The 20723-nt window shown below is 33.4% G+C and carries 27 protein-coding genes; 5 read left to right on the forward strand and 22 right to left on the reverse strand.

Features of this window, described 5'->3' with window-relative positions:
- Positions 1–280: 280 nt before the first annotated feature.
- On the forward strand, positions 281–526 hold the full coding sequence (locus ACXY7N_RS02255) for a hypothetical protein (RefSeq protein WP_016088134.1): 246 nt from the start codon (positions 281–283) through the stop codon (positions 524–526).
- A gap of 54 nt (positions 527–580) precedes the next feature.
- Here ACXY7N_RS02255 and ACXY7N_RS02260 read toward each other — a convergent pair whose 3' ends face one another.
- Together ACXY7N_RS02260 and ACXY7N_RS02265 are read right to left on the reverse strand one after the other, a co-directional pair.
- Positions 581–1261 (reverse strand): DUF3600 domain-containing protein, encoded by a 681-nt coding sequence (locus ACXY7N_RS02260; protein ID WP_016088135.1) that lies wholly within the window; start codon positions 1259–1261, stop codon positions 581–583.
- Complete coding sequence (locus tag ACXY7N_RS02265; RefSeq protein WP_016088136.1) at positions 1258–1836, reverse strand: sigma-70 family RNA polymerase sigma factor; 579 nt, start codon at positions 1834–1836, stop codon at positions 1258–1260. Before ACXY7N_RS02265 ends, ACXY7N_RS02260 begins: the two co-directional genes overlap by 4 nt.
- A 207-nt stretch (positions 1837–2043) precedes the next feature.
- Here ACXY7N_RS02265 and ACXY7N_RS02270 point away from each other — a divergent pair, with 207 nt between their 5' ends.
- Positions 2044–3030 carry a quinone oxidoreductase family protein gene (locus ACXY7N_RS02270; protein ID WP_016088137.1) on the forward strand — a complete coding sequence of 329 codons (987 nt, stop codon included), beginning with the start codon at positions 2044–2046 and terminating at the stop codon, positions 3028–3030.
- A 31-nt stretch (positions 3031–3061) separates the two neighbouring features.
- Positions 3062–3700, forward strand: a complete 639-nt coding sequence (locus tag ACXY7N_RS02275) for a zinc dependent phospholipase C family protein (RefSeq protein WP_016088138.1) — start codon at positions 3062–3064, stop codon at positions 3698–3700.
- A gap of 44 nt (positions 3701–3744) precedes the next feature.
- On the opposite strand, the gene ACXY7N_RS02280 is transcribed toward ACXY7N_RS02275, so the two are convergent.
- From ACXY7N_RS02280 to ACXY7N_RS02325, 10 genes are all read right to left on the reverse strand, one after another.
- Positions 3745–4128, reverse strand: a complete 384-nt coding sequence (locus tag ACXY7N_RS02280) for a VOC family protein (protein ID WP_016088139.1) — start codon at positions 4126–4128, stop codon at positions 3745–3747.
- A gap of 391 nt (positions 4129–4519) precedes the next feature.
- The gene (locus ACXY7N_RS02285) at positions 4520–4825 is read right to left on the reverse strand and encodes a hypothetical protein (RefSeq protein WP_016088140.1); all 306 of its coding nucleotides are present in this window, start codon (positions 4823–4825) and stop codon (positions 4520–4522) included.
- A gap of 93 nt (positions 4826–4918) precedes the next feature.
- Positions 4919–5311, reverse strand: a complete 393-nt coding sequence (locus tag ACXY7N_RS02290) for an immunity 50 family protein (RefSeq protein ID WP_016088141.1) — start codon at positions 5309–5311, stop codon at positions 4919–4921.
- A gap of 98 nt (positions 5312–5409) precedes the next feature.
- On the reverse strand, positions 5410–5520 hold the full coding sequence (locus ACXY7N_RS02295) for an HNH/endonuclease VII fold putative polymorphic toxin (RefSeq protein WP_242476582.1): 111 nt from the start codon (positions 5518–5520) through the stop codon (positions 5410–5412).
- Between the two features lie 20 nt (positions 5521–5540).
- A complete protein-coding gene (locus ACXY7N_RS02300; RefSeq protein ID WP_016088142.1) occupies positions 5541–6038 on the reverse strand; it encodes a hypothetical protein in 498 nt (165 codons plus the stop codon).
- A gap of 436 nt (positions 6039–6474) precedes the next feature.
- Complete coding sequence (locus tag ACXY7N_RS02305) at positions 6475–6816, reverse strand: hypothetical protein (protein ID WP_000455778.1); 342 nt, start codon at positions 6814–6816, stop codon at positions 6475–6477.
- A 657-nt stretch (positions 6817–7473) separates the two neighbouring features.
- A complete protein-coding gene (locus tag ACXY7N_RS02310; RefSeq protein ID WP_016088144.1) occupies positions 7474–8643 on the reverse strand; it encodes a DEAD/DEAH box helicase in 1170 nt (389 codons plus the stop codon).
- A 19-nt stretch (positions 8644–8662) separates the two neighbouring features.
- Entirely contained in the window at positions 8663–9190 is a 528-nt protein-coding gene (locus ACXY7N_RS02315) for a hypothetical protein (protein ID WP_016088145.1), read from the reverse strand.
- Between the two features lie 90 nt (positions 9191–9280).
- Positions 9281–10969, reverse strand: a complete 1689-nt coding sequence (locus tag ACXY7N_RS02320) for a formate--tetrahydrofolate ligase (RefSeq protein WP_033660141.1) — start codon at positions 10967–10969, stop codon at positions 9281–9283.
- Positions 10970–11063: 94 nt separating this feature from the next.
- Positions 11064–11744, reverse strand: a complete 681-nt coding sequence (locus tag ACXY7N_RS02325) for a class I SAM-dependent methyltransferase (protein WP_016088147.1) — start codon at positions 11742–11744, stop codon at positions 11064–11066.
- A gap of 204 nt (positions 11745–11948) precedes the next feature.
- On the opposite strand from ACXY7N_RS02325, the gene ACXY7N_RS02330 reads away from it, so the two are divergent.
- Positions 11949–12287, forward strand: a complete 339-nt coding sequence (locus ACXY7N_RS02330; RefSeq protein ID WP_001253201.1) for a hypothetical protein — start codon at positions 11949–11951, stop codon at positions 12285–12287.
- 29 nt (positions 12288–12316) lie between these two features.
- Here ACXY7N_RS02330 and ACXY7N_RS02335 read toward each other — a convergent pair whose 3' ends face one another.
- From ACXY7N_RS02335 to ytfJ, 4 genes are all read right to left on the reverse strand, one after another.
- Positions 12317–12529, reverse strand: coding sequence for a hypothetical protein (locus ACXY7N_RS02335; protein ID WP_000798747.1), 213 nt, complete (start codon positions 12527–12529; stop codon positions 12317–12319).
- Between the two features lie 69 nt (positions 12530–12598).
- A complete protein-coding gene (locus ACXY7N_RS02340) occupies positions 12599–12919 on the reverse strand; it encodes a hypothetical protein (protein ID WP_016088148.1) in 321 nt (106 codons plus the stop codon).
- 51 nt (positions 12920–12970) lie between these two features.
- On the reverse strand, positions 12971–13747 hold the full coding sequence (locus ACXY7N_RS02345; RefSeq protein ID WP_000014091.1) for an oxalate:formate antiporter: 777 nt from the start codon (positions 13745–13747) through the stop codon (positions 12971–12973).
- Positions 13748–13907: 160 nt separating this feature from the next.
- Positions 13908–14333 (reverse strand): GerW family sporulation protein, encoded by a 426-nt coding sequence (ytfJ, locus tag ACXY7N_RS02350; protein ID WP_016088149.1) that lies wholly within the window; start codon positions 14331–14333, stop codon positions 13908–13910.
- Positions 14334–14464: 131 nt separating this feature from the next.
- Between ytfJ and ACXY7N_RS02355 the strand changes: the two genes are divergently transcribed.
- The gene (locus ACXY7N_RS02355) at positions 14465–15250 is read left to right on the forward strand and encodes a GNAT family N-acetyltransferase (RefSeq protein ID WP_016088150.1); all 786 of its coding nucleotides are present in this window, start codon (positions 14465–14467) and stop codon (positions 15248–15250) included.
- A gap of 288 nt (positions 15251–15538) precedes the next feature.
- On the opposite strand, the gene ACXY7N_RS02360 is transcribed toward ACXY7N_RS02355, so the two are convergent.
- The 6 genes from ACXY7N_RS02360 to ACXY7N_RS02385 form a co-directional block, all read right to left on the reverse strand.
- Positions 15539–16312, reverse strand: coding sequence for a DUF3952 domain-containing protein (locus ACXY7N_RS02360; protein WP_016088151.1), 774 nt, complete (start codon positions 16310–16312; stop codon positions 15539–15541).
- Between the two features lie 176 nt (positions 16313–16488).
- Positions 16489–17265, reverse strand: a complete 777-nt coding sequence (locus tag ACXY7N_RS02365) for a hypothetical protein (RefSeq protein ID WP_016088152.1) — start codon at positions 17263–17265, stop codon at positions 16489–16491.
- 180 nt (positions 17266–17445) lie between these two features.
- On the reverse strand, positions 17446–18222 hold the full coding sequence (locus tag ACXY7N_RS02370; protein ID WP_016088153.1) for a hypothetical protein: 777 nt from the start codon (positions 18220–18222) through the stop codon (positions 17446–17448).
- A gap of 62 nt (positions 18223–18284) precedes the next feature.
- The gene (locus tag ACXY7N_RS02375) at positions 18285–19055 is read right to left on the reverse strand and encodes a hypothetical protein (protein ID WP_016136151.1); all 771 of its coding nucleotides are present in this window, start codon (positions 19053–19055) and stop codon (positions 18285–18287) included.
- Positions 19056–19116: 61 nt separating this feature from the next.
- Positions 19117–19887 carry a hypothetical protein gene (locus tag ACXY7N_RS02380; protein ID WP_016088155.1) on the reverse strand — a complete coding sequence of 257 codons (771 nt, stop codon included), beginning with the start codon at positions 19885–19887 and terminating at the stop codon, positions 19117–19119.
- A 61-nt stretch (positions 19888–19948) separates the two neighbouring features.
- Positions 19949–20719, reverse strand: coding sequence for a hypothetical protein (locus ACXY7N_RS02385; protein ID WP_488592261.1), 771 nt, complete (start codon positions 20717–20719; stop codon positions 19949–19951).
- Positions 20720–20723: the final 4 nt, after the last annotated feature.

Genomic DNA, 20723 nt, shown 5'->3' on the forward strand with positions numbered 1-20723 from the left:
TCAAGATAATTCTGCCCCTGACTTGTATGCAAAAGAACCTAATGTTCAATTTTCAAGTGCCGTTGGTTATGGTGGTTTATTTATAAGCGCAATACTCCTTGTAAGATTTGCTATACATGCGGTAAGGAATTTTAAGTAATAACAAAACGAGTGTGAAATCGCATAGATTTTATACTCGTTTTTTATTGTTTATATATTCAATATGTACTAGGACATTTATGTTAAACTATAGAAAATCTTGCACTAAGTCAAAATACATTTCAATCAAGGGAGAATTATTATGTATAGATTTTTCGGATTTTCGTGTCTAATGTTTCTCGCAAGTATATGTTCTTTCTTTGTTTTAAGAGGACCTAATGCAAATTTAACTTTGATTATTGCGATTCTAGGAATACTTTCATTACTCGGTATTATTTCTGCGATAGCATCAAAAAATTGGTTATTCGGAATAGTTGGTACTGCATTAAATGGCGTAATATTAGTATTTGTATATTTCTTATTGCTAGCAAAAGGAATAGGTGGTTAATATATTTACGTTTCAATAAGAAAAGCTCACAGCTTAAGCTATGAGCTTTTTTACTTATCTCACCTTTTCATCTACATACTCCATAAACTGTTCTGCTTTAATAAACCTTTCTTTATACGCTTCAGGTACTTCTTCTACTGTTATCCCACCACTCGATTTCGCTTTTACTAATACAGTTTGATATGACATTAACGCTTCCATATATTGTTCATACTCTTCCGAAGTTAATACTTCTTTACTAGATTTATGGCCATTTAATTTATCAAAATATGGCTGAAGTTCCATTTCTACCTTTTTCATTTCCTCTTTTTTAGCTGGTGATAATTGATCATAATCAATATTACCGTTCGAATCCCCGTGCTCAAGTTTTGCATTTGTTAATTTCTTTAGTTCTGTTGTAAACTCTTCATATTCCTTCGCACCCATTTCATCTTTCGCTTCTGATAATTTTGCATTAAAACGCATATACGCTTCTAATGTCATAGCTCCAGCATGTTTTTTTAAGTTCTCAAAAGATCCGTATATACCATCCGCCATAATAGATTGGTAAGCAAAACCAGTCGTTGGGATTAAAAATACTGCTGCAAGCACTCCTGCAATAAGTCGCTTCTTCCTTTTGTTACCGCCGCGATTCATTTTAATCTGAACAATTACTTTTTCTTTTAACTCCGGCGGGGCAACAATCCCCTTCGCTTCTTCTTGTATAGATTCTCTAACTCTACAATCTAAGCTCATTTCACATTCCCTACCTCTCCTAAAAAGATTTCTTCTATTTGTTCTTTTTGGCGTAGTTTCTTTAATGCCGCATGAATTCTAGACTTAACTGTACCGATTGGAATATGTAATATTTGTGCTACTTCTTCTTGTGAATAATCGTGTAAGTATCTTAAGATAATAACTTGTTTCAATTTATACGGTAACTTATGAATGAGTTCGATTAATTTTTGATTTGATATTTTACTTATAACATCGTTAGAAAAATCAATTTGTACTGGTTTTCTTTGCTCTTCTGCTTTTTTTATAATTCGTAGTCGCATCCACCTCTTTCTTCTATAGGAGTGAATTTGTTTAATCGTAAGTCCAATTAGCCAAGGGCGAAATGGCTTCTCGCTATCATACTTACGAAGCGATTCATATAGCTGTATGTATATTTCTTGAACGACATCATCTACATCCGTTTTATCTTCTATTAAAAAATGTGCTGTCTTATATACTTCTTGAATCGTTTTATCATACAATTCGCTATATGCTTCTTTATTGCCTGATAAAGTTAATTGGATTAAATCTATATACACCGTTTCATCCTTCATATTCCATCCCTCCTTTGTCTTACACTTTATATTGGCAAGTAATTGATGTTTCGTTCGATTTTTTCAAACAGTTTTTTATATACATTAATATAATGATCCAATGAGTTCATAAGCTTCACTTATAAAGCCGCATAACTATTATATAATTTCCCAATTGCTAATGACGCTTTAAAATGATTTGTATAGTCAAATTTAGGAGGATATATGATGAAAGCTATCGTTGTAACGTCGTTCGGTGGTCCTGAAGTGATGCAATATACAGATGTGGATATACCGGTTATTTCAGAAGATCAAGTTTTAATTCGTGTTGTTGCTACCAGTGTAAATTTCGCCGATATTAAATCACGGTATGGAAAAAAAGGAAATAAAGCACTCCCTTTTATTCCAGGTATAGATGTCGCTGGTATTGTAGAACGTGTCGGTTCTCATGTGAAAAATATTCATCCTGGACAGCGTGTCATTGCTTTTCCTCAAAATGGATCTTACGCAGAATACGTTGTCGCAAACGAAAACCTTACTTTCGTTTTACCTGATAAAGTCGATTTTCAAACGGCAGCTGCTTGCCCGATCGTATCTTTTACAAGTTATAATTTACTCGCAAATGTTGCAAGGCTTCAACAAGGTGAATCTGTACTCATTCATGCGGCTGCTGGTGGAATTGGTACTACAGCGATTCAACTTGCTAAACTATTAGGGGCTGGAAAAGTTATCGGCACTGTCGGAAGTGAAGCAAAAAAAGAAATTGCTTTAGATGTTGGAGCTGATTATGTTATTTGTCATCAAGATGAAGATTTTGTAGAGAAAGTCAATGAACTGACAAACGGAGAAGGCGTTAATATCATTTTAGACTCTATTTCTGGAACGGTTTCGGAAAGAAGTTTAAACTGTCTTGCTTATTATGGTCGCCTCGTTCATTTCGGTAATGCTAGCGGTGAAATTGGTAATTTTGAAACGAAAGATTTACATGCAAGTTGCCGCTCTATACTCGGATTCAGCTTTGGAACCACACGAAAAAAACGTCCTGAACTGCTCCAAGAAACTGCAAATGAAGTTTTCCGTTATTTGCGTGACGGACGTTTGCAAATTAAGGCTACGAAATCTTTTCCACTTCAAGATGCAGGGAAAGCACATGAATGGGTCGAAAGTAGAAAAAGTACAGGGAAAGTAATACTAACTGTTCAGTCCTCTTCCTGAAATGAATACTTGAAACCGAGGTGTCATTTTCATGGGATCACGAATTATGCATGCTATTATCGCCAACAAGATTGCCGAAAAACTATATATCCAAGATAAAACTTCTTTCATACTTGGAGGTGTAGCCCCCGATGCGGTTCATTCAGCAGAAGAAAAAGGAGCTTCACACTTTTACGCTGGCACAACGAAAAACTATACGAGAAGGATAGATTTCAATTCTTTTTTTCAAAAATATAAAGCTCATATGGATTCCCCTTTTCTCCTTGGCTATTACACTCACCTCATTGCCGATGATAATTGGCTAAGCGGCTTCTTTCTACCTTGGCTAAAAAATAGAATAGAAAATGACGAAACGATCGCACCTATGTACTATAACGATTTTAAATTGTTAAATGCAAAGTTGCTTCATCATTACGATACAGAACAGCAGCTCTTCTCTCTTCTCAACCAAGAGGCTCACATTGTGGATATTGAAGAAGTTTCTAAAGAAAATGTTTTAGAATTTCGAAAGTATCTTTTTGAAGATATGTTGTATCCCGAGCAACATTTGCATGAAGACTTACAGGTATTTACGTTTAATCAAATTGTCGGTTATATGGAAACTGCTATTGAAAAAGGTGCATTTTTTATTAAACAACTCTCTCATGAAAAATTCATTTCAAAGATTTAATCCCCCTCAATATGTTTGAGGGGGATTTTCACATCTCAATATTATTATCGGTTCTTTTCCATAACCGCAAAATAATTCCCTTCACTATCAGCAAAGTTAAACACTTTACCAGAAGGCATAGTTACCATTTCGCCAACAGTAACATTTTTATTTTTTAAATCTGTATATAATTGATCCAGATTTTCTGAGAAGAACATTAAAGACGGTGTACCAAGATTCAATTCTGGGCTCATCTTAGAAATCACTTCTTTATTATGTAGTACAATGCTCGTTTCAGCATCATTAGTTGGAGCAATTTCAATCCATCTCATTCCTTGTTTGTTATCTTCCACTGCAACTACATGAAACCCTACCTTTTCCGTCCAAAAATTTACTGCCTCATCCTGATTATTTACATATAACATAATTTGTCCGACTTTATGAATCATTGTTTTTCCCCCTAATGGTTTTAATATTCTATGTAGGTTTCTACAGGTACTATTGTTAATCCTTTTTCATTCAGTTGAATACTTATAAATCGCTAGTCATAAAAAGTTGTCTTTTTGCTTAGGGGAACTTAATAGCTTTTGCTTAGTAGCAATAATGTGGTTGTATCTCATCGATATCAAGCTACGGTTATGAAGTACCCCCTAAACAAATTTTTTATCTCTTTACAATTATTTATAATCATTCAGCTCATTTTTGTCGTTTTGGAGAACAAACAATTTTTTAATATAGATTTTCAATTGTATTGCCATCCTTCGGTTCAACTTCACGAATCATATAACTATCTACCTTTTGCATTTAATAAATCATGGTAAAGTTTAAGGTAGATTATGGTTATAACTCTATATAAGCTTTTTCCCCACCTGGAATCTTAAATTTATTTACATCATATTCTTTAATTATATATTTCTTTATCGCTTCAAAATCTTTCCCAAAAGCAAGAATTGGATTTTTTGAGAAATATATCGTTTCTTCCTCGTCATAAATTCGGGCTTTAATTACTTCTTTGTCAGAGTGAAACGATACATTGACTCCTTTGTAAAAATATTCATAGTATCCCTCTTCATCCTGTTCACTCTTATCTTCAAAAGGAACTGATTCAATATGATATATAGCTCCATTTACATTTATAGATTTCATACAACACTACTCCTTTTCAAGAATATCCATCAGAATGTAAAGTAATAATAAAGTTGTTTAAATGTTGTTCAACTAAAACACCCGTTAGTTCACTTAAGGTAATCCTATTAAACCTGGAGTAACTCCTTCTATTCTCGCCCAGTCAAATAAAGATTCAACTATCATTTGATTCTTACATTTAATTTTTAATAAACTTCCTTCTGACATCGTACTTATTTCAAAATGCTCAATGATATTTTCTGTTCCTAAATTTTCTATTATTAAATTTTGAATAGTAAAAAAAGAGATTTCTACATAGATTACATCCCACTTATTCCAGCGTTTAGGTTTATGTTCAACGTTTTCATTTGTCATCAATTGGATAACTAGGGTAGGGCCATCCCTTTTAAGACACACTTCTAATAACTCTGCTTCTTCAAATTTTGGTACTTTTCCAAAAATGCTAATTAACGTCTGGGGATTTAAAATTTTTAATTGATCAATCATTTTTATACCTTCTATTTTTTATTTCTCTTTTCAAAATAATAATGATCCTCCATCCCATCGACTTGTCCCATTCCTGTATTGTACTCAGGTCTTTCATTTTAATGAGTTTGTTGATCTCCAATGCCACGTTTCCCGAAGATATGACCGGCTAAGTGATCTAGAATTATAATTTTTTGTCCATCGACTTCATATGTGAATTCCTGGGTCATAATAGGCTGTTTTTTATCATTTAGTATCCATTTTTCGAAGAGTCAATTGGATTAATGTTGCAACACTCAAAATGAATTTCATAATATTCTTCCTCAGAGAATACTTGTACAATTTGTCCCGTGTCCTTATCAGCAATTGTAAATTCGTTAGTTTCAGAAATGTCCCAAAGTTCCTCAATAAATTTTGTAAAGTTCAATATCCTAACATTTGCCCACATCGGTTCTAAACAATTAGGAACTAATATAAAATATTCTGTTTTATGATTTGAAAAATTTAAAGAAGCTAAAGAATTTTCAATCCATAAAATATACTTACTTTTAACATTACCAATTGGAATACAAAACTTTGGCTTAGAATCAATCTTACGAAATTTTTTCAATGCTATATCGAATAGTTCTATCCATGCAGAATCTGGATTTTCAAATTCAATAAATTTTAAATTTGAAAATAGGCTAATGATTTTTTCAGCACTAATTAACGCCTTCTTCCTACAAATCCTATCATTTTGATATATCATAATCTATACGCCTCTCATTTATTATAATAAGTATGATGATCGTTATTAAGCCTGAAATGTTCAAATATCTTTTCTTCATAAAAATCCTGTCTTTTTTCAAGACAATTATGGATGGTATCTTCCTTTCACGAGCTGTTGTAGACCCACTATGTATTCCAAGCTCAATAATATTTTTTCATAATAATCCAATTCTATCTTAAGGTCAGGGAAGGTTTTCGGCATTTTCGTTCGCCAGGGGTTCGCAAAATCTGTGTAATATTTAAAACTTCGATTCTAAAACACCACGTTTTATGGGGGAGAGATAAATCCCTTTAAATATATTTGTATTACTTCGGATATGTCCACTTTATTCTACTGATAGTTCTCTATGGAAAACAACTATAAAATATGGAATAATTAAATTTAAGTGAAAAAAGACCACACTTTCTAGTGTTTTTTACGCTTCAATATCTTTCCCTTCTGCTACCACTGTATCTCGCCACAACACAAGTAGTTTTCTAAATTCAGAGGTCTCAATTTTACATTGGTTATTTGGGGCACTCATAAATAAGTTAATAGCACTAGTATAATTAGGTTCAATGTAGACTGCTGCTACGTTCCCTTCTATTTCATATTGCGGAACTTCTTGCTTCACTACAGTATCTAAAATCTGTATATACTCATCTGCTTCATCATCTAAAATATCTTCTAAAAAATGAGAAATTATAGAAATCTCTTTGGGCAAACGTATTCTTAATCCGCCGAGTCCATCACGGTAAAATTCGTATATGTATTCCATTTTTCACCTCCTAATATAAATAGATTATACATTTATCATCTCATTATTCTGTATATTTTTTCTATTTTAAATCTGAGAGAGGTTTGTCTTACATATCTAACTGTATCGACTTCAATCTTATTATTATTTGCTTCTCACGCTTTGGAATTAACAGTTACTGTCGTACGTATTGCATGTGGTATTGTTTTTGAACTGTGTCAGAATCAGAACTCATTTGCGTAGCAATTTTTTCAGCTTTCTGAACATTACTTTGAAAGATTGCCATTATAATTTAACTCCTTACTTTAATATATTTTTTAAATTACAAAAGAAGAGCCTATGTAGTTTTTATATTAATGATATTTAACAGGGAATATGTAGTATTTTCATATACCCCAAAACATAGACCCTATACCAATAAGGTAATCCATAAAATGGAACACATCTTTAATTATACTAATACATCCTTACATTGACTTAGAAAAAATTTAAATTAGTGAATAATCTTTCTATATATTTTTAAGAGGAAATAATTAGTTACCTAAAATGAGCATATTGACTCAAATAAAAAAGACGCAACTATAAATAGTTACGTCTTCCCTATTATTTATCCCGTAAACGTCCGATTGATGAGGGATAATAATCAGTGGGGGAATCCCCACTGATTATTTTTTCACTTTATCTAGGCTTTTTCTTCCCAGTAAACGCTGGTTTCTTTTTCTTTGGTGCTTTCGGTTTCGTTTCTACAAATGATCCGTTGAACATTTCTTGCTTCGTAAATACGATACCTAGTTTTTTTGCAAATTGAAGTAATTTACGCTCTTCTTGTTGTGTTACAAGAGAAACGACTGTTCCTTCTTTACCCATACGTCCTGTACGTCCTGAGCGGTGAATATATTGGTCTACTGTGTCTGGTAACTCCAAGTGGATTACATGTGTTAAATCATCAATATCAATACCGCGTGCTGCAATATCAGTAGCAAGTAGAATTTCTAATTTACCGCCGCGGAAAGCTCGCATCGTTGCTTCACGTTCTTGCTTACTTGCTTCTGCATGAAGAGCTGCTGCTTTCATTTTACGGAATTTCAATTTCTGAGTAATTTCATCTAAACGGAATGGGTCATTTAAGAAAGCAACTGCTTTTACATCGCCCATATGCATAATTCTTCTTACGTAATCATTTTTTTCGCGTCGCTCACAAATGATATACGTATGCTCAACTAAGCTTTTTGACTCAGCACGAGTTACACGTACTAATTGTGGTTCAACTGTCAAATCACGTGCAGCATCTTCTGCCGCTTTTGTCATTGTCGCAGAGAAGAATACTAATTGACGATCGCGCATTGTAGATTTAATTACATCTTGTACAGCGCCCATCATCTTTTGTTTTACAATTTGATCAAACTCATCAAATACAATTGTTTTCACTTCATGCATCTTTAGTTTTTTCATACGAATTAATTCTAAAATACGTCCTGGTGAACCGACAATTACTCTCGGGTGTTTCTTTAATTTTTCAACTTGGCGCTTAATATCTGCACCACCAATTAAAGATGCACCTGAAATTTCAGTCCCTGCTGTAAACTTTTGAACCTCTTCGTGAATTTGCATGACAAGCTCACGTGTTGGTGCTAAAACAACAACTTGTGGTTGTTTTACTTCAGGATTAATTTTATGTAAAAGGGGTAATAAGTACGCTAATGTTTTTCCTGTTCCAGTTGGAGATTCAGCTATAACGTCTTGTCCTTCTAAAATAGTTGGAATCGCTTGTTTTTGAATTTCGGTTAATTCTTTAAAACCAGCCTTTTCCCAAGCTTGTTGTAAAAATGGTTGCATATCTTTTATCATTTGTTTTTCTCCTTTATCTCTATTTTTGAAGAAAATGTTGTATTGTTCGCACCGTTTCTATCATGTGTGAAATAACAGCTATTAAATCATCAACATGGTCTTCTGTAATCGCTTTTTGAAATAGAACCTCTACCTTATTATGATATGAAATCGCTTGCTTATTATATTCGTATGAAAGTTTTTGCGTAATCATTCTTTCTTTTCCCCATATAGAATGCATGAAAGTTTCAATTTCTTCGCACACTACCTCTGGCTTTTCTATCGGGAATGAAAATGCTAACTTCATTTCACAACCTGGTGTAAATTGTGGTACTTCCAATATTTCACCAGACAAGTTCTTTGCATCCACAGATAATGAAAATGTTGCTTCTACTAGTGGTTCGAACGGTTCTGTTAATTGAAATGAAATACGATATATACGACTTAATGAAGCAAGGTCCATCATATCTTTTCGATTTGTTACAAGAATATCTCCATGTAAATCAAAATCATAAACAGCACCTTCTACGATTACTTTTAAATTATCAAAAGCAGTTGGATCAAACATAATTTCCTCCAAAAAACAGGCGCCTTTCGATGGAAAGGCGCCACTTGATGTATATATAGTTTACAGATAAACGAGATGAATTACAACCTTTTAGAATAAACCTACTGCTTTTCCATCTTCATTTACATCCATTTGTAGTGCTGCTGGCTGTTTTGGAAGGCCTGGCATTGTTAACATTGTTCCCGTTAACGCAACGATAAAACCTGCACCGATAGATGGTTTTAGCTCACGAATTGTAACGATAAAGTCAGATGGACGACCTAATTTCGTTGCATCGTCAGAAAGAGAGTATTGTGTTTTCGCCATACAAACTGGTAGGTTACTCCAACCTTCTCCTTCATATTGAGCTAATTGCTTACGTGCTTTTGGAGCAAATTCAATATCTTTTGCGCCATACACTTTTTGGGCAATTGTACGAATTTTTTCTTCTAATGGTAATTCTAATTCATAAAGTGGTGCGTAGTTATTCTCACCTTTTTCGATTTCTTTTAGTACTTTTTCAGCAAGGTCAACTCCGCCTTGGCCACCTTTCTCCCAAACTTCTGTTAAGGATACTGCATAGCCACGCTCGTTACACCACTCTTGTAAGTATGTAACTTCTGCATCTGTATCTGTAATGAATTTATTAATTGCAATTACGAAAGGCACACCGAAGCTTTGAATTGTTTCAACATGCTTCTGTAAGTTTTCCATACCTTTTGCTAATGCATCTACATTTTCTTCTTTTAATTGATCTTTTGCTACGCCACCATGCATTTTAAGCGCACGAATAGTCGCAACAATAACAACTGCTTCTGGTTTAATACCAGCTGCTCGAGCTTTAATATCTAAAAACTTCTCTGCACCTAAATCAGCACCAAATCCAGCTTCTGTAATAACATAGTCACCTAATTTTGCTGCCATTGTTGTAGCGATAACACTGTTACAACCGTGAGCGATATTTGCAAATGGTCCACCGTGAATGATAGCTGGTGTATTTTCTAACGTTTGTACTAAGTTCGGTTTTAATGCGTCTTTTAATAATAATGTTAACGCACCTTCTACACCTAAATCTTTAACCGTTACAGGTTGATTTGCAAAGTTATATGCAACCACGATGCGAGATAGACGCGCTTTTAAGTCTTGAATATCTGTTGCAAGGCAGAATACAGCCATAATTTCAGATGCCACTGTAATATCGAAACCATCTTCACGTGGTACACCTTGAACTGGTCCACCAAGACCAATTACTACGTTACGTAGGGCACGATCATTTAAGTCAACACAGCGTTTCCAAACGATTTTACGCGTATCAATCCCAAGTGTGTTTCCTTGTTGGATATGATTATCAATAAACGCTGCTAACGCGTTATTAGCAGTTGTAATCGCATGGATATCTCCAGTAAAGTGAAGGTTAATGTCTTCCATAGGTACAACCTGTGAAAAACCACCGCCTGCTGCTCCGCCTTTTAGTCCCATCGTTGGTCCAAGAGATGGTTCTCGAAGTGCGATTACTGTTTTCTTACCAATTTTATTAAAAGCTTGACCTAAACCAACTGTTACTGTTGATTTACCTTCTCCAGCTGGAGTTGGGTTAATCGCTGTTACTAAAACAACTTTACCGTCTTTCTCATTCTGTAAGCGCTTAAAAATATCAAGAGATAACTTACCTTTATAATGCCCGTATGGCTCTAATTCATCTTCTAAAATATTTAAATCAGCTGCAATTTCTTGAATCTTCTTCATACTCGCTTCTTGTGCGATTTCAATATCGGATTTAACTGTTGTAGTAGTTGTCATATACCCTAGTCCCCCTTTAATTGGTTCTGATGATATTGTATCAGTTTTTTGTATTTTCTGCACTTATTTACCTCCTAAAAATTCTTTCATTTCTTTATACGTTTTTTAACATAAATACCCATAAGAATGTTAACGATTGTTGTAACTCTGTAGGTAGTTGACCTAACATCTTCTCATTTACTCCACGCTTATATACACCGATACCATCCACAACTTCAAAACCTTGTTCTTTCGCTAGCTGCTCAAATTCCCAAGGCATCATCGTATTACAAACAACGTCTTTGCCGTATAAACGAGGATAACTGTTCTCTCGAGGCTTTGCTGTCGGTCCTAAAATTGCAATACATGCGTATCCATCTTTCTTTAAAACACGCTTTATTTCATTTAATGCTCGCAATGGCTCCTCGGTCCATTCTAAAGAATTAATTGCCATAATTGCTTCAAATTTCTCATTTTCAAATGGTAATGAAGAAAGATCACCTTTTATAAAAGATAAGTTTGGGCCTTCTCCGCGTTCTTTACCCTTTTGAATCATAACTTCCGATAAGTCCACCCCAACCGCTTTGTACCCAGTAAGACTTAATTTATATGTACCATACCCATCACCACAGCCAACATCTAACACTTGTACTTCCTTTTCCACGTACTGCTCAAAAAATGGAATGATTGTACTCCTGCTCCCACTATCCCACATTTCTTGACTATTTTGATTCCAAAAATCTGCATTATTATCCCATTTTTTCTCTGCCGATTCATGCCAATTAAACTTCGTCATACATTCCCCTACCTTCAGTTATTATCATTCATTTCATTCTACATCATTTTCCAAAATTCCTGTTTATCTTCATTAGGAGATGTACATGCTAATGATGGAATCTTTATTCTCCAATTTTTGCTTTACTTGGGTTTAACTCATACACATGTTCTTCTCTTTATGAAAGATACTATAGGTACACCCAATTGAAAGAGAGGGATGTACATGCGAAGAAAGAGAAATCATCATTTTAAAAGTGGTGAAAAAAACGAAGAGTATGCAGCTGAAATATCACCAGCTGGCATACCAATTAGACATAAGCGTAAAGAAATTGCAAATGAAATAGAAGGTACAAATACCGGTGCAATGGTAGGCTATGTCGCTTTATTTCTTTCGCTTTTCTCAATTGCATTTTATCCGGTTACACTCGGCTCTCTTGCGATTTTAGTCGGCTTATTAGCTGTCAATTTCGGAGCAAGAACACTTGGATATACAGCAATTGGTTTTGGTAGTTTTTCTGTTTTATTTACTTTACTTTATCCGCTTGCTTTGTCAGCGTTTTAAAAAAACACACCAAGTTATACTTGGTGTGTTCATTCGTGATACAACATGATATGACCGCATCCACAACAATGTTTCGCTGTAATTTCTTGAAACACCGGATAATTCTCTTCATCCCGATGCTCAATAAACACCTTTTCAAATCGATACATATTTGGTGCATATGCCCAATCTTGTTTCGTACGTGCATATAAAGTTGAGGAAAAGAACTCCTCACCACCGCAAACGATACATGTATTTTTCATCACTACCCCTCCTATGCTTGTCTTACTTCATCTATATGAACATAAGCATAAAAAAAAGACCTTCTATTACTAGAAAGTCTTTTCTGAAACAAAAAGAAATGTACCAAACATTCCTACTCCGCTATATTCTTTCGTAACACCAGCTTCTGTTTTATATGTTTGCTTTACAGTCATAAAAAACACACCATTTCGTGCATCTGTACTTTCAAATTGTAGTTTTTCTTTTTTATCGTCTACATTTTGTGTGCATTCAAAACTACTCTCATTACATTTCAATGCATACTTATCCTCTACATACACTTTAAAATCTGATTCTTTCGGACAAGTAATAAGTAAAATCGCCACGAGAATAATACTTATAACACCCACAATTGTATAATATTTCTTCATTTGTACTCCTTTCAAATGACAAGAAAACTTGACTTCATGCGCCAAGTTTTCTTAGTCCACAACCCATTGCCATTCTTGTTCTTTCTTATCAAAAATGAGCCAACCAGTCTCTGTTGCTTCTTCTTTTAATTCATCGATATTATCTAGCACCTCATCCGTACTTTCATACGAACCAACTACATATACCGGAATTTCAAGACCTCTTCTTGACTCAATTTTCCCTGCTAGATCAATATAAAGACCATCTTCCATTAATGGAAGAAGTCCCATGATCACTTCTTTCGAAATTGCTGGGAAAATTTTCGATTTTTGGAAGAAAGAAAAACGTTTCTTACCGAAAGCACCGAGTTTATAAGGAATGACTTTACTTAACATTCCTACAAAGTCAGCAATTCTACGATAATACACTTTGTTGTACCACCCGTCATCATGTGAAAAATAAACAAATCTATTTTTCAACAACGGAAAGAATGTTCTTGCAAGTGGTTCTTTTTTGTGAGCCAAATATAAAAGCTCTGCAATTTCTTTTGGCTCTAATTCATCTAAATCGCTTGCATCATCAAAATCTACCCAACAAAATTCATCAAATTCATCAATCTCTGCTTGAATTAGCTTATGTATATTTTCTTCCTCAACATATTCAAATAAAGTATGATAATGAAAATCTGTCCATTCAAAGTTATGCTTCAAAAGCAACACTTGATGAAGCGGTGAAGGGATGTTACTTGCAAACTCTTTAAATGTAATTCCTGATGTAATAAAACAATGACCCCGACGATTACCATTAATATATATCATATTCTTTACTTGGTCAGATCCTCCAGACAAAGCACCTAGCCACCTTCGTTTTATATGTTTCAATTCTATAGCATATTTTAACATGAAAAATTTTAGAAACATAGAAAAAAATTCAAAAACTATTTACAATTTCATGTGTTTTATTACATAGTGATTACAAGAAAAAACGCCTGCTCGTAAGCAGGCGTTTTTAAAGGATATCATCTGGGTTTTGAGGATGATGATCTCCCTCTTTCTTATCATCTTTTTGGAACATCGATTGAATTTTATCAATTGTTTGTGGAGCTAATTCAATCATTTTTTCCGCTAAATGTGTCGCATTTTGTAGATGCAGAATATTTACTCCATCTTTATTCACCACAAGAAATGCTACTGGTGTAATAGAAACACCACCCGCGCTACCGCCACCAAATGCAGGGTTACCGTTCGTTCTTTGTCCATCATTCGTTTGGAAATCAGAACCTCCTGCTCCAAACCCGAACGCTACTTTAGAAACCGTTAACACCACACCACCGTCAGCCGTTTGAACAGGCTCTCCAACAATCGTATTTACATCGACCATTTCTTTTAAATTTTCCATTGCCGCTTTCATTAACCCTTGAATTGGATGATCCACCGTTCATAACCTCCTTTGTCATATCTTTCCTAGTTTTTCCGAAAGTTGGTGAACTAAACATAAAATTTTATATTGATTTCAAAAAACTTAAGTTGTAATATTTAGAAAAATAAAAAAAAGGTCGATTCGTTATGATGCGAAAATTAACAAAGAAAGATCATGAACAAGTATTCGCTTACCTAAAAGAAGAAGCAGCCCTTAACTTGTTTATTATTGGAGATATTGAAGCTTTCGGTTATGACACAGATTTTCAAGAATTATGGGGCGTATTTAAAGAGAATGGAACATTAAAATCAATTCTACTCCGATTCCACGATTCATTTATACCCTATAGTAAAGAAGAACTTGTTACCACTGATTATGAGACACTTCTTTCCGCATATAAGCCGCTTAAACTCTCTGGTAAGTCAACTATTGTAGAAAGGTTTGAAACTGCTCCAAGTCTACAATTAGGCTCCAAAAATGAAATGTATTTTTGCGAATGTCTAGATGCCGACAACTTACCTAGTACGCCTGCCCAAGAAACAATTAAACTTGCCACACTAGATGATGTAGAGCGAATTATGCAATTAAGAAGTAGCATCGATGAATTCCCGACTGCTCATGAATCAGAAAAAATTTTAAGGCAAGCTATCGAAACCAATACAGGACGTACATATTATATTGAAAAAGACGGTGCAATCATCGCATCCGCCTCAACTTCCGCTGAAAATTCATTATCCGCAATGGTGGTTGGCGTATGTACGCATCCGAACTACCGCGGAAATGGATATGCTTCACTCATATTACAAAAAATGATTCAAGACTTTACGAAAGAAAGCCGAACACTTTGTTTATTTTATAACAATCCAGCTGCTGGACGAATTTATAAACGTCTAGGGTTTAAAGACATTGGGATGTGGACGATGTATCGATAATAAGAGGTACTCTATAAGCGGAAATAGTTGTAACTTTGCAATAAAAGCCGATTACACAAAAACTTCACACCGTTATTATGAAGAAACTACTTGAGGAGTGAGGACTCTAACTAAAAAATGTTATGCATTCAAACTAAATTTAGACAGATAAACGCCCCAATTGTTGCATTTCCTCCAGCAATTGGGGCGTTTATCCTCAAATTCTTTCCACTACAAATAGAAATATTTATGAAACATTTATCACACTTATGTCGCTATTATCTTTACGTGCAAATGCCCTTCTTAATATTACTGCTTCTTATTATACTGTGCTTTAAAATCAATATATTCCTGTCTCGCATCCTGATTATTACCTTGGTGACTATCAAAAGATGTATGTATTTGTGATATATATTTTACTAATTTGCCCTCATCATTTCTCTTCTTATAATTCACTACAATACTTACTTCCAATATCTGCTTTGAACCATTTTTAGAATCAATATGCAATGCGATTGATCCACCACCATATTCATCAAATTGTATTTTCAACTTATCATTTATGATACTCTGAAACTCTAATTCAGTTAGTTTGTATCCAACAGTACTAGGCTGATCAAACTTTTTTATATCATCCCCGGGCTTCATCTTTAGTTTCCCTATCCCTTTTAAACGATCTACAATTAAGTTCACGTATGAAACATCCAGGTTTGAATCCGGACTTTGTACCTGTCCATTTTGATACATAATATTGGTACTATAATTAACTTCTTCTTTATAATTTTTATTATCTACTTCCGAGGTAATTTCTTGTGTTGTATTTCCATATAAACTTTTATCTTTCGTATTATATATGCCTTCCGAAGTTTGATAGATTGTTTTACTATGCTCTCCATCTTCTTTTTGTTCATATGTACTATATATACCTCTTTGTTCCACAAAAGCATACCCATCATCACTCGCAGACATAACCTTTTTCATGTCACCTTCATCCAATGCCTTAACAAATGGCTCATACTCTATCTTTTCTTCAAAAAAACTACATGCTTGTAGTAGGCTGATTGTTATTATGATAGTAATCATTTTAGAAACCTTTTTTGTGTTCATTTCATCATCACACTACACTCTCTATATTTTCGATCAGATTATCTTCTAATCACTTTAATCACCTTACATAAGTAAATTTTCTTTTTGTAGTTCAAATACTCTCCTATAAATTATCACTTTTTCACCATCAAAACTTACAATACACACTTTCTTTATGCCTTACGTTTCGATTTACCTTTTTTATTTTTCTTTCGATATCTTGGAGTCTCTCTTTTATGTTGCTCCCATGAAATATTAAATGACGGAAATTTAAACCTGCAATATGCTAATAGCTGAAATTCAGCTGCTCCGATTGCTATCGTATACATTAAAAAGGTCCCTACTACATACATAAATAAATCATCAAATCCATAATCGTTATGAAAATATATCAAAATAAGAATAGTTACTGCGTATAGTGTAGCCCACTTCATCATCTTTCCTTTTGTTTTACTAAAGAAAGAAGCAGACCTCTCATCCATACTAAACGCACCTTCACTCGCTTGTTTAAACGTATCAATTGTTGTCACGATATGAAAAATCACTGCTCCTAAAAGCAATAAACCCGCATACAGTATTGTAATCCAGTCAATTGAATTATTAGCCATTTTAGTAACAGTCAACGCAGTAGGAGCTATTGTTGCTATTTGGAATGCATATAATAATACGACAAGGGTTTGTAGTTTTTGTAATTTAAATTGAGCTATCGGAAATGAATAAATAATGAAAAGAATTATTTGTAGGCTGTACAATAACACTTCTAACTTAACAATTCCTATATTAAAGAGAAGCATACAGTAATCCCACCCAGCTGATAAAACAATTGAAAAAATAGTTATTGAACTAAATAGTATTCCTCCAAACATAAATCCTGTAGCACCTTCTGGACTTAAACGATCATTACATATCATCCGAAACTTATCTAAATCTTTTTCTTTTATATTCCACATCCTGACTCTTCACCCTCTATACAGTTTAAATAATTTTCATTCACTTCAATTCTATTTCACTCTTATTTACTTTTCGATTGGGATTTTGTATTTTGCCTTCAAAATCTCCCACGCATTCTCTCATTCTCTTCCCACGTTATATTAAATGGCGGACATTTAAATTTATTCTGCCATTTCCCTTTATGCCTTACGTTTCGATTTACTTTTTTTATTTTTCTTTTGATATCTTGGAGTTTCTCTTTTATGTTGCTCCCACGTTTTATTAAATGACGGAAATTTAAATCTGCAATACGCTAATAACTGAAATTCAGCTGCACCTATGGCTATCGTATACATTAAAAAGGTCCCTACTACATACATACCTAAAGTATCAAATCCATAATCGTTATGAAAATATAGCAAAATAAGAATAGTTACTGCGTATAATGTAGCCCACTTCATCATCTTTCCTTTTGCTTTACTAAAAAAGGAAGCGGATCTTTCATCCATACTAAATGCACCTTCACTTGCCTGTTTAAACGTATCAATTGTTGTCAAAATATGAAAAATTACTGCTCCTAAAAATAATAATCCTGCATACAGTAATGTAATCTGATCAATTGAATTATTAGCCATTTTAGTACCAATCAAAACTACGAGTAATATTATTGCCATTTGAAATGCATTTAATAATACAACAATTGTTTGTAGCTTTTGAAATTTAAATTGAGCTTTTGGAAATAAATATAGAATGAAAAAAATTACTTGCAGAGCATATAACAACACTTCCAGCTTAACAATTCCTATATTAAGGAGAACCATACAGTAATCCCAATCACCTGATACAATAATAGAAAAAACGGCTATTGAACTATAAAGTATTCCTCCAAACATAAATCCTGTAGCACCCTCAGGACTTAAACGATCATTACATGTCATCCTAAACTTATCTAAATCTTCCTCTTCTATATTCCACATCTTGGCTCTTCACCTTCTATACGTTTCAATTATTTTTCAAACACTAAAATTCTATTAATATATTATTTATTTTTCGTCTTGGATTTCTTATTTTGTTTTCGAATTCTTCCACATTTTCTCTCATTCTCTTCCCACTTCATATTAAATGACTTGAATTTAAATCTGCAATACACTAAGAGCTGGAATTCTGCCGCTCCAATGGCTACTGCATACATAACAACATTACACATAACATAACCAAACATTGTGTTTAATGAGTAATTATTATTTATATAAATTAAAACAAGAAGAATTAACACATAAATTACAGCACCTTGTATAACATGTCCCTTTGTTTTACTAAAAAACGAATCTGATTTGTCCCCACTACTAAATGCACCTTCGCTTGCTTGTTTAAATGTATCAACTGTTGTCACAATATGAACAATAATTCCACCTAATACTAATAGACCTACATAAACACGTGTATTGAGATCAATTGAATTCTCAATCATTCCAGAAAGAACAAATAACGTGCATCCGATAGTTCCAAGTTGAAATGCATATAATAATATAACGAGCGTTTGTAATTTTCGAAATTTATAACGAGCTTTAGGGAATAAATATAGAATTAAAAACATTACTTGCAAACCATATAACACTAATTCAATCCTAACAATTACCTTATCAAACAAGGTAGTATAATAATCTATTCCTCCTATAAAAATAATAACCATAAATAATGAAGTATAAAATATCATTCCGAGCATAAATCCCGTCGCACCTTCAGGACTTAAACGCCCTTGACATGTCATTCGAAACTTATCTAAATCTTCTTCTTTTATATTCCACATCCAGTTTTTCACCTTCTATACGTTTCAATTATTTTTCGAGCACTAAAATTCTATTAATATATTATTTGTTTTTCGTTTTGAATTTCTTATTTCGCTTTCGAATTCTCTCATTCTCTTCCCACGTCATATGAAATGACTTGAATTTGAATCTACAGTACACTAAGAGCTGGAATTCAGCTGCTCCGATGGCTACTGCATGCATTACAATTGTCCCTACTACATACAAAATTAACGTATCAAAGTCATAATCATTATGGAAATAAATGATTATTAGAAGGACTAAGTTATATACCATGCTACCTTTTATCATTCTTTCTTTTGTTTCACTAAAAAATGATTGAGACCTCTCATCCATACTAAATGCACCTTCACTTGCTTGCTTAAACGTATCAATTGTTGTCACAATATGAACGATAACTGCTCCTATAAATAATAACCCTACACAAATTAAAGTCATTCGATCAATTGAATAGTCAGTCATTCCAGGAAGAACTAACGCTGTAAATGTTATTGTACCTAATTGAAATGCATATAATATTACAACGAGCGTTTGTAACTTTTGAAATTTATAACGAGCTTTCGGAAATAGATATAGTATTAAAAAAATTATTTGTAAACTATATAAAACTAATTCAATACTAACAATTATTTTGTCGAAAAAAGTTGAATAGTAATCCCAACCATCTGTAACTAGTGCTACGAAAATAAAAAACATCAATAATGAAACAAAAATGATTGTTCCCATCATAAATCCCGTCGCACCTTCAGGACTTAAACGATTTCTACATGTAATCCTAAATTGATCTAAATCTTCTTCTTTTATGTTCCACATTCAGTTTTTCACCTTCTATACGTTTCAATTATTTTTCGAACACTAAAATTATATTAATATATTATTTACTTTTCGATTTGGATTTTGTATTTCGCTTTCGAATTCTCCCACGCATTCTCTCATTCTCTTCCCATGACATATTAAATGACTTGAATTTAAATCTACAGTACACCAATAGTTGAAATTCTGCCGCTCCAATGGCTACTGTATACAGTAAAACAATACCTACCGCATAAAGAACTAAAACATCAATTCCATAACTATTATGAAAATATATCAAAATAAACAGGATTAGCGCATATATTGTAGCCCACTTCATCACATCTCCTTTTCTTTTACTAAAAAATGAGATGGATCTTTCATCCTTACTAAACGCACCTTCACTCGCTTGTTTAAATGTATCAATTGTTGTCACAATATGAACGATAACTGCTCCTATAAATAATAACCCTACACAAATTAAAGTCATTCGATCAATTGAATAATCAGATATTCCAGGAAGAACTAACGCTGTAAATGTTATTGTACCTAATTGAAATGCATATAATAATACAACGAGCGTTTGTAACTTTTGAAATGTATAACGTGCTTTTGGAAATGAATATAGAATTAAAAAGATGAATTGTAAGCTATATAAAACAATTTCAGTTTTAACAATTGTTTTATCAAAATAAGTATGATAATAATCCAATCCCCCCATAAAAATAAAAAACATAAATACTGAAGTATAAACTATCCCTCCAATAAAGAAAACCATAGCACCCTCAGGACTTAAACGATCATTACATGTCATCCTAAACTTATATAAATCTTCTTCTTTTATATCCCACATCCTG

Source organism: Bacillus sp. 5w2, from assembly GCF_054353775.1.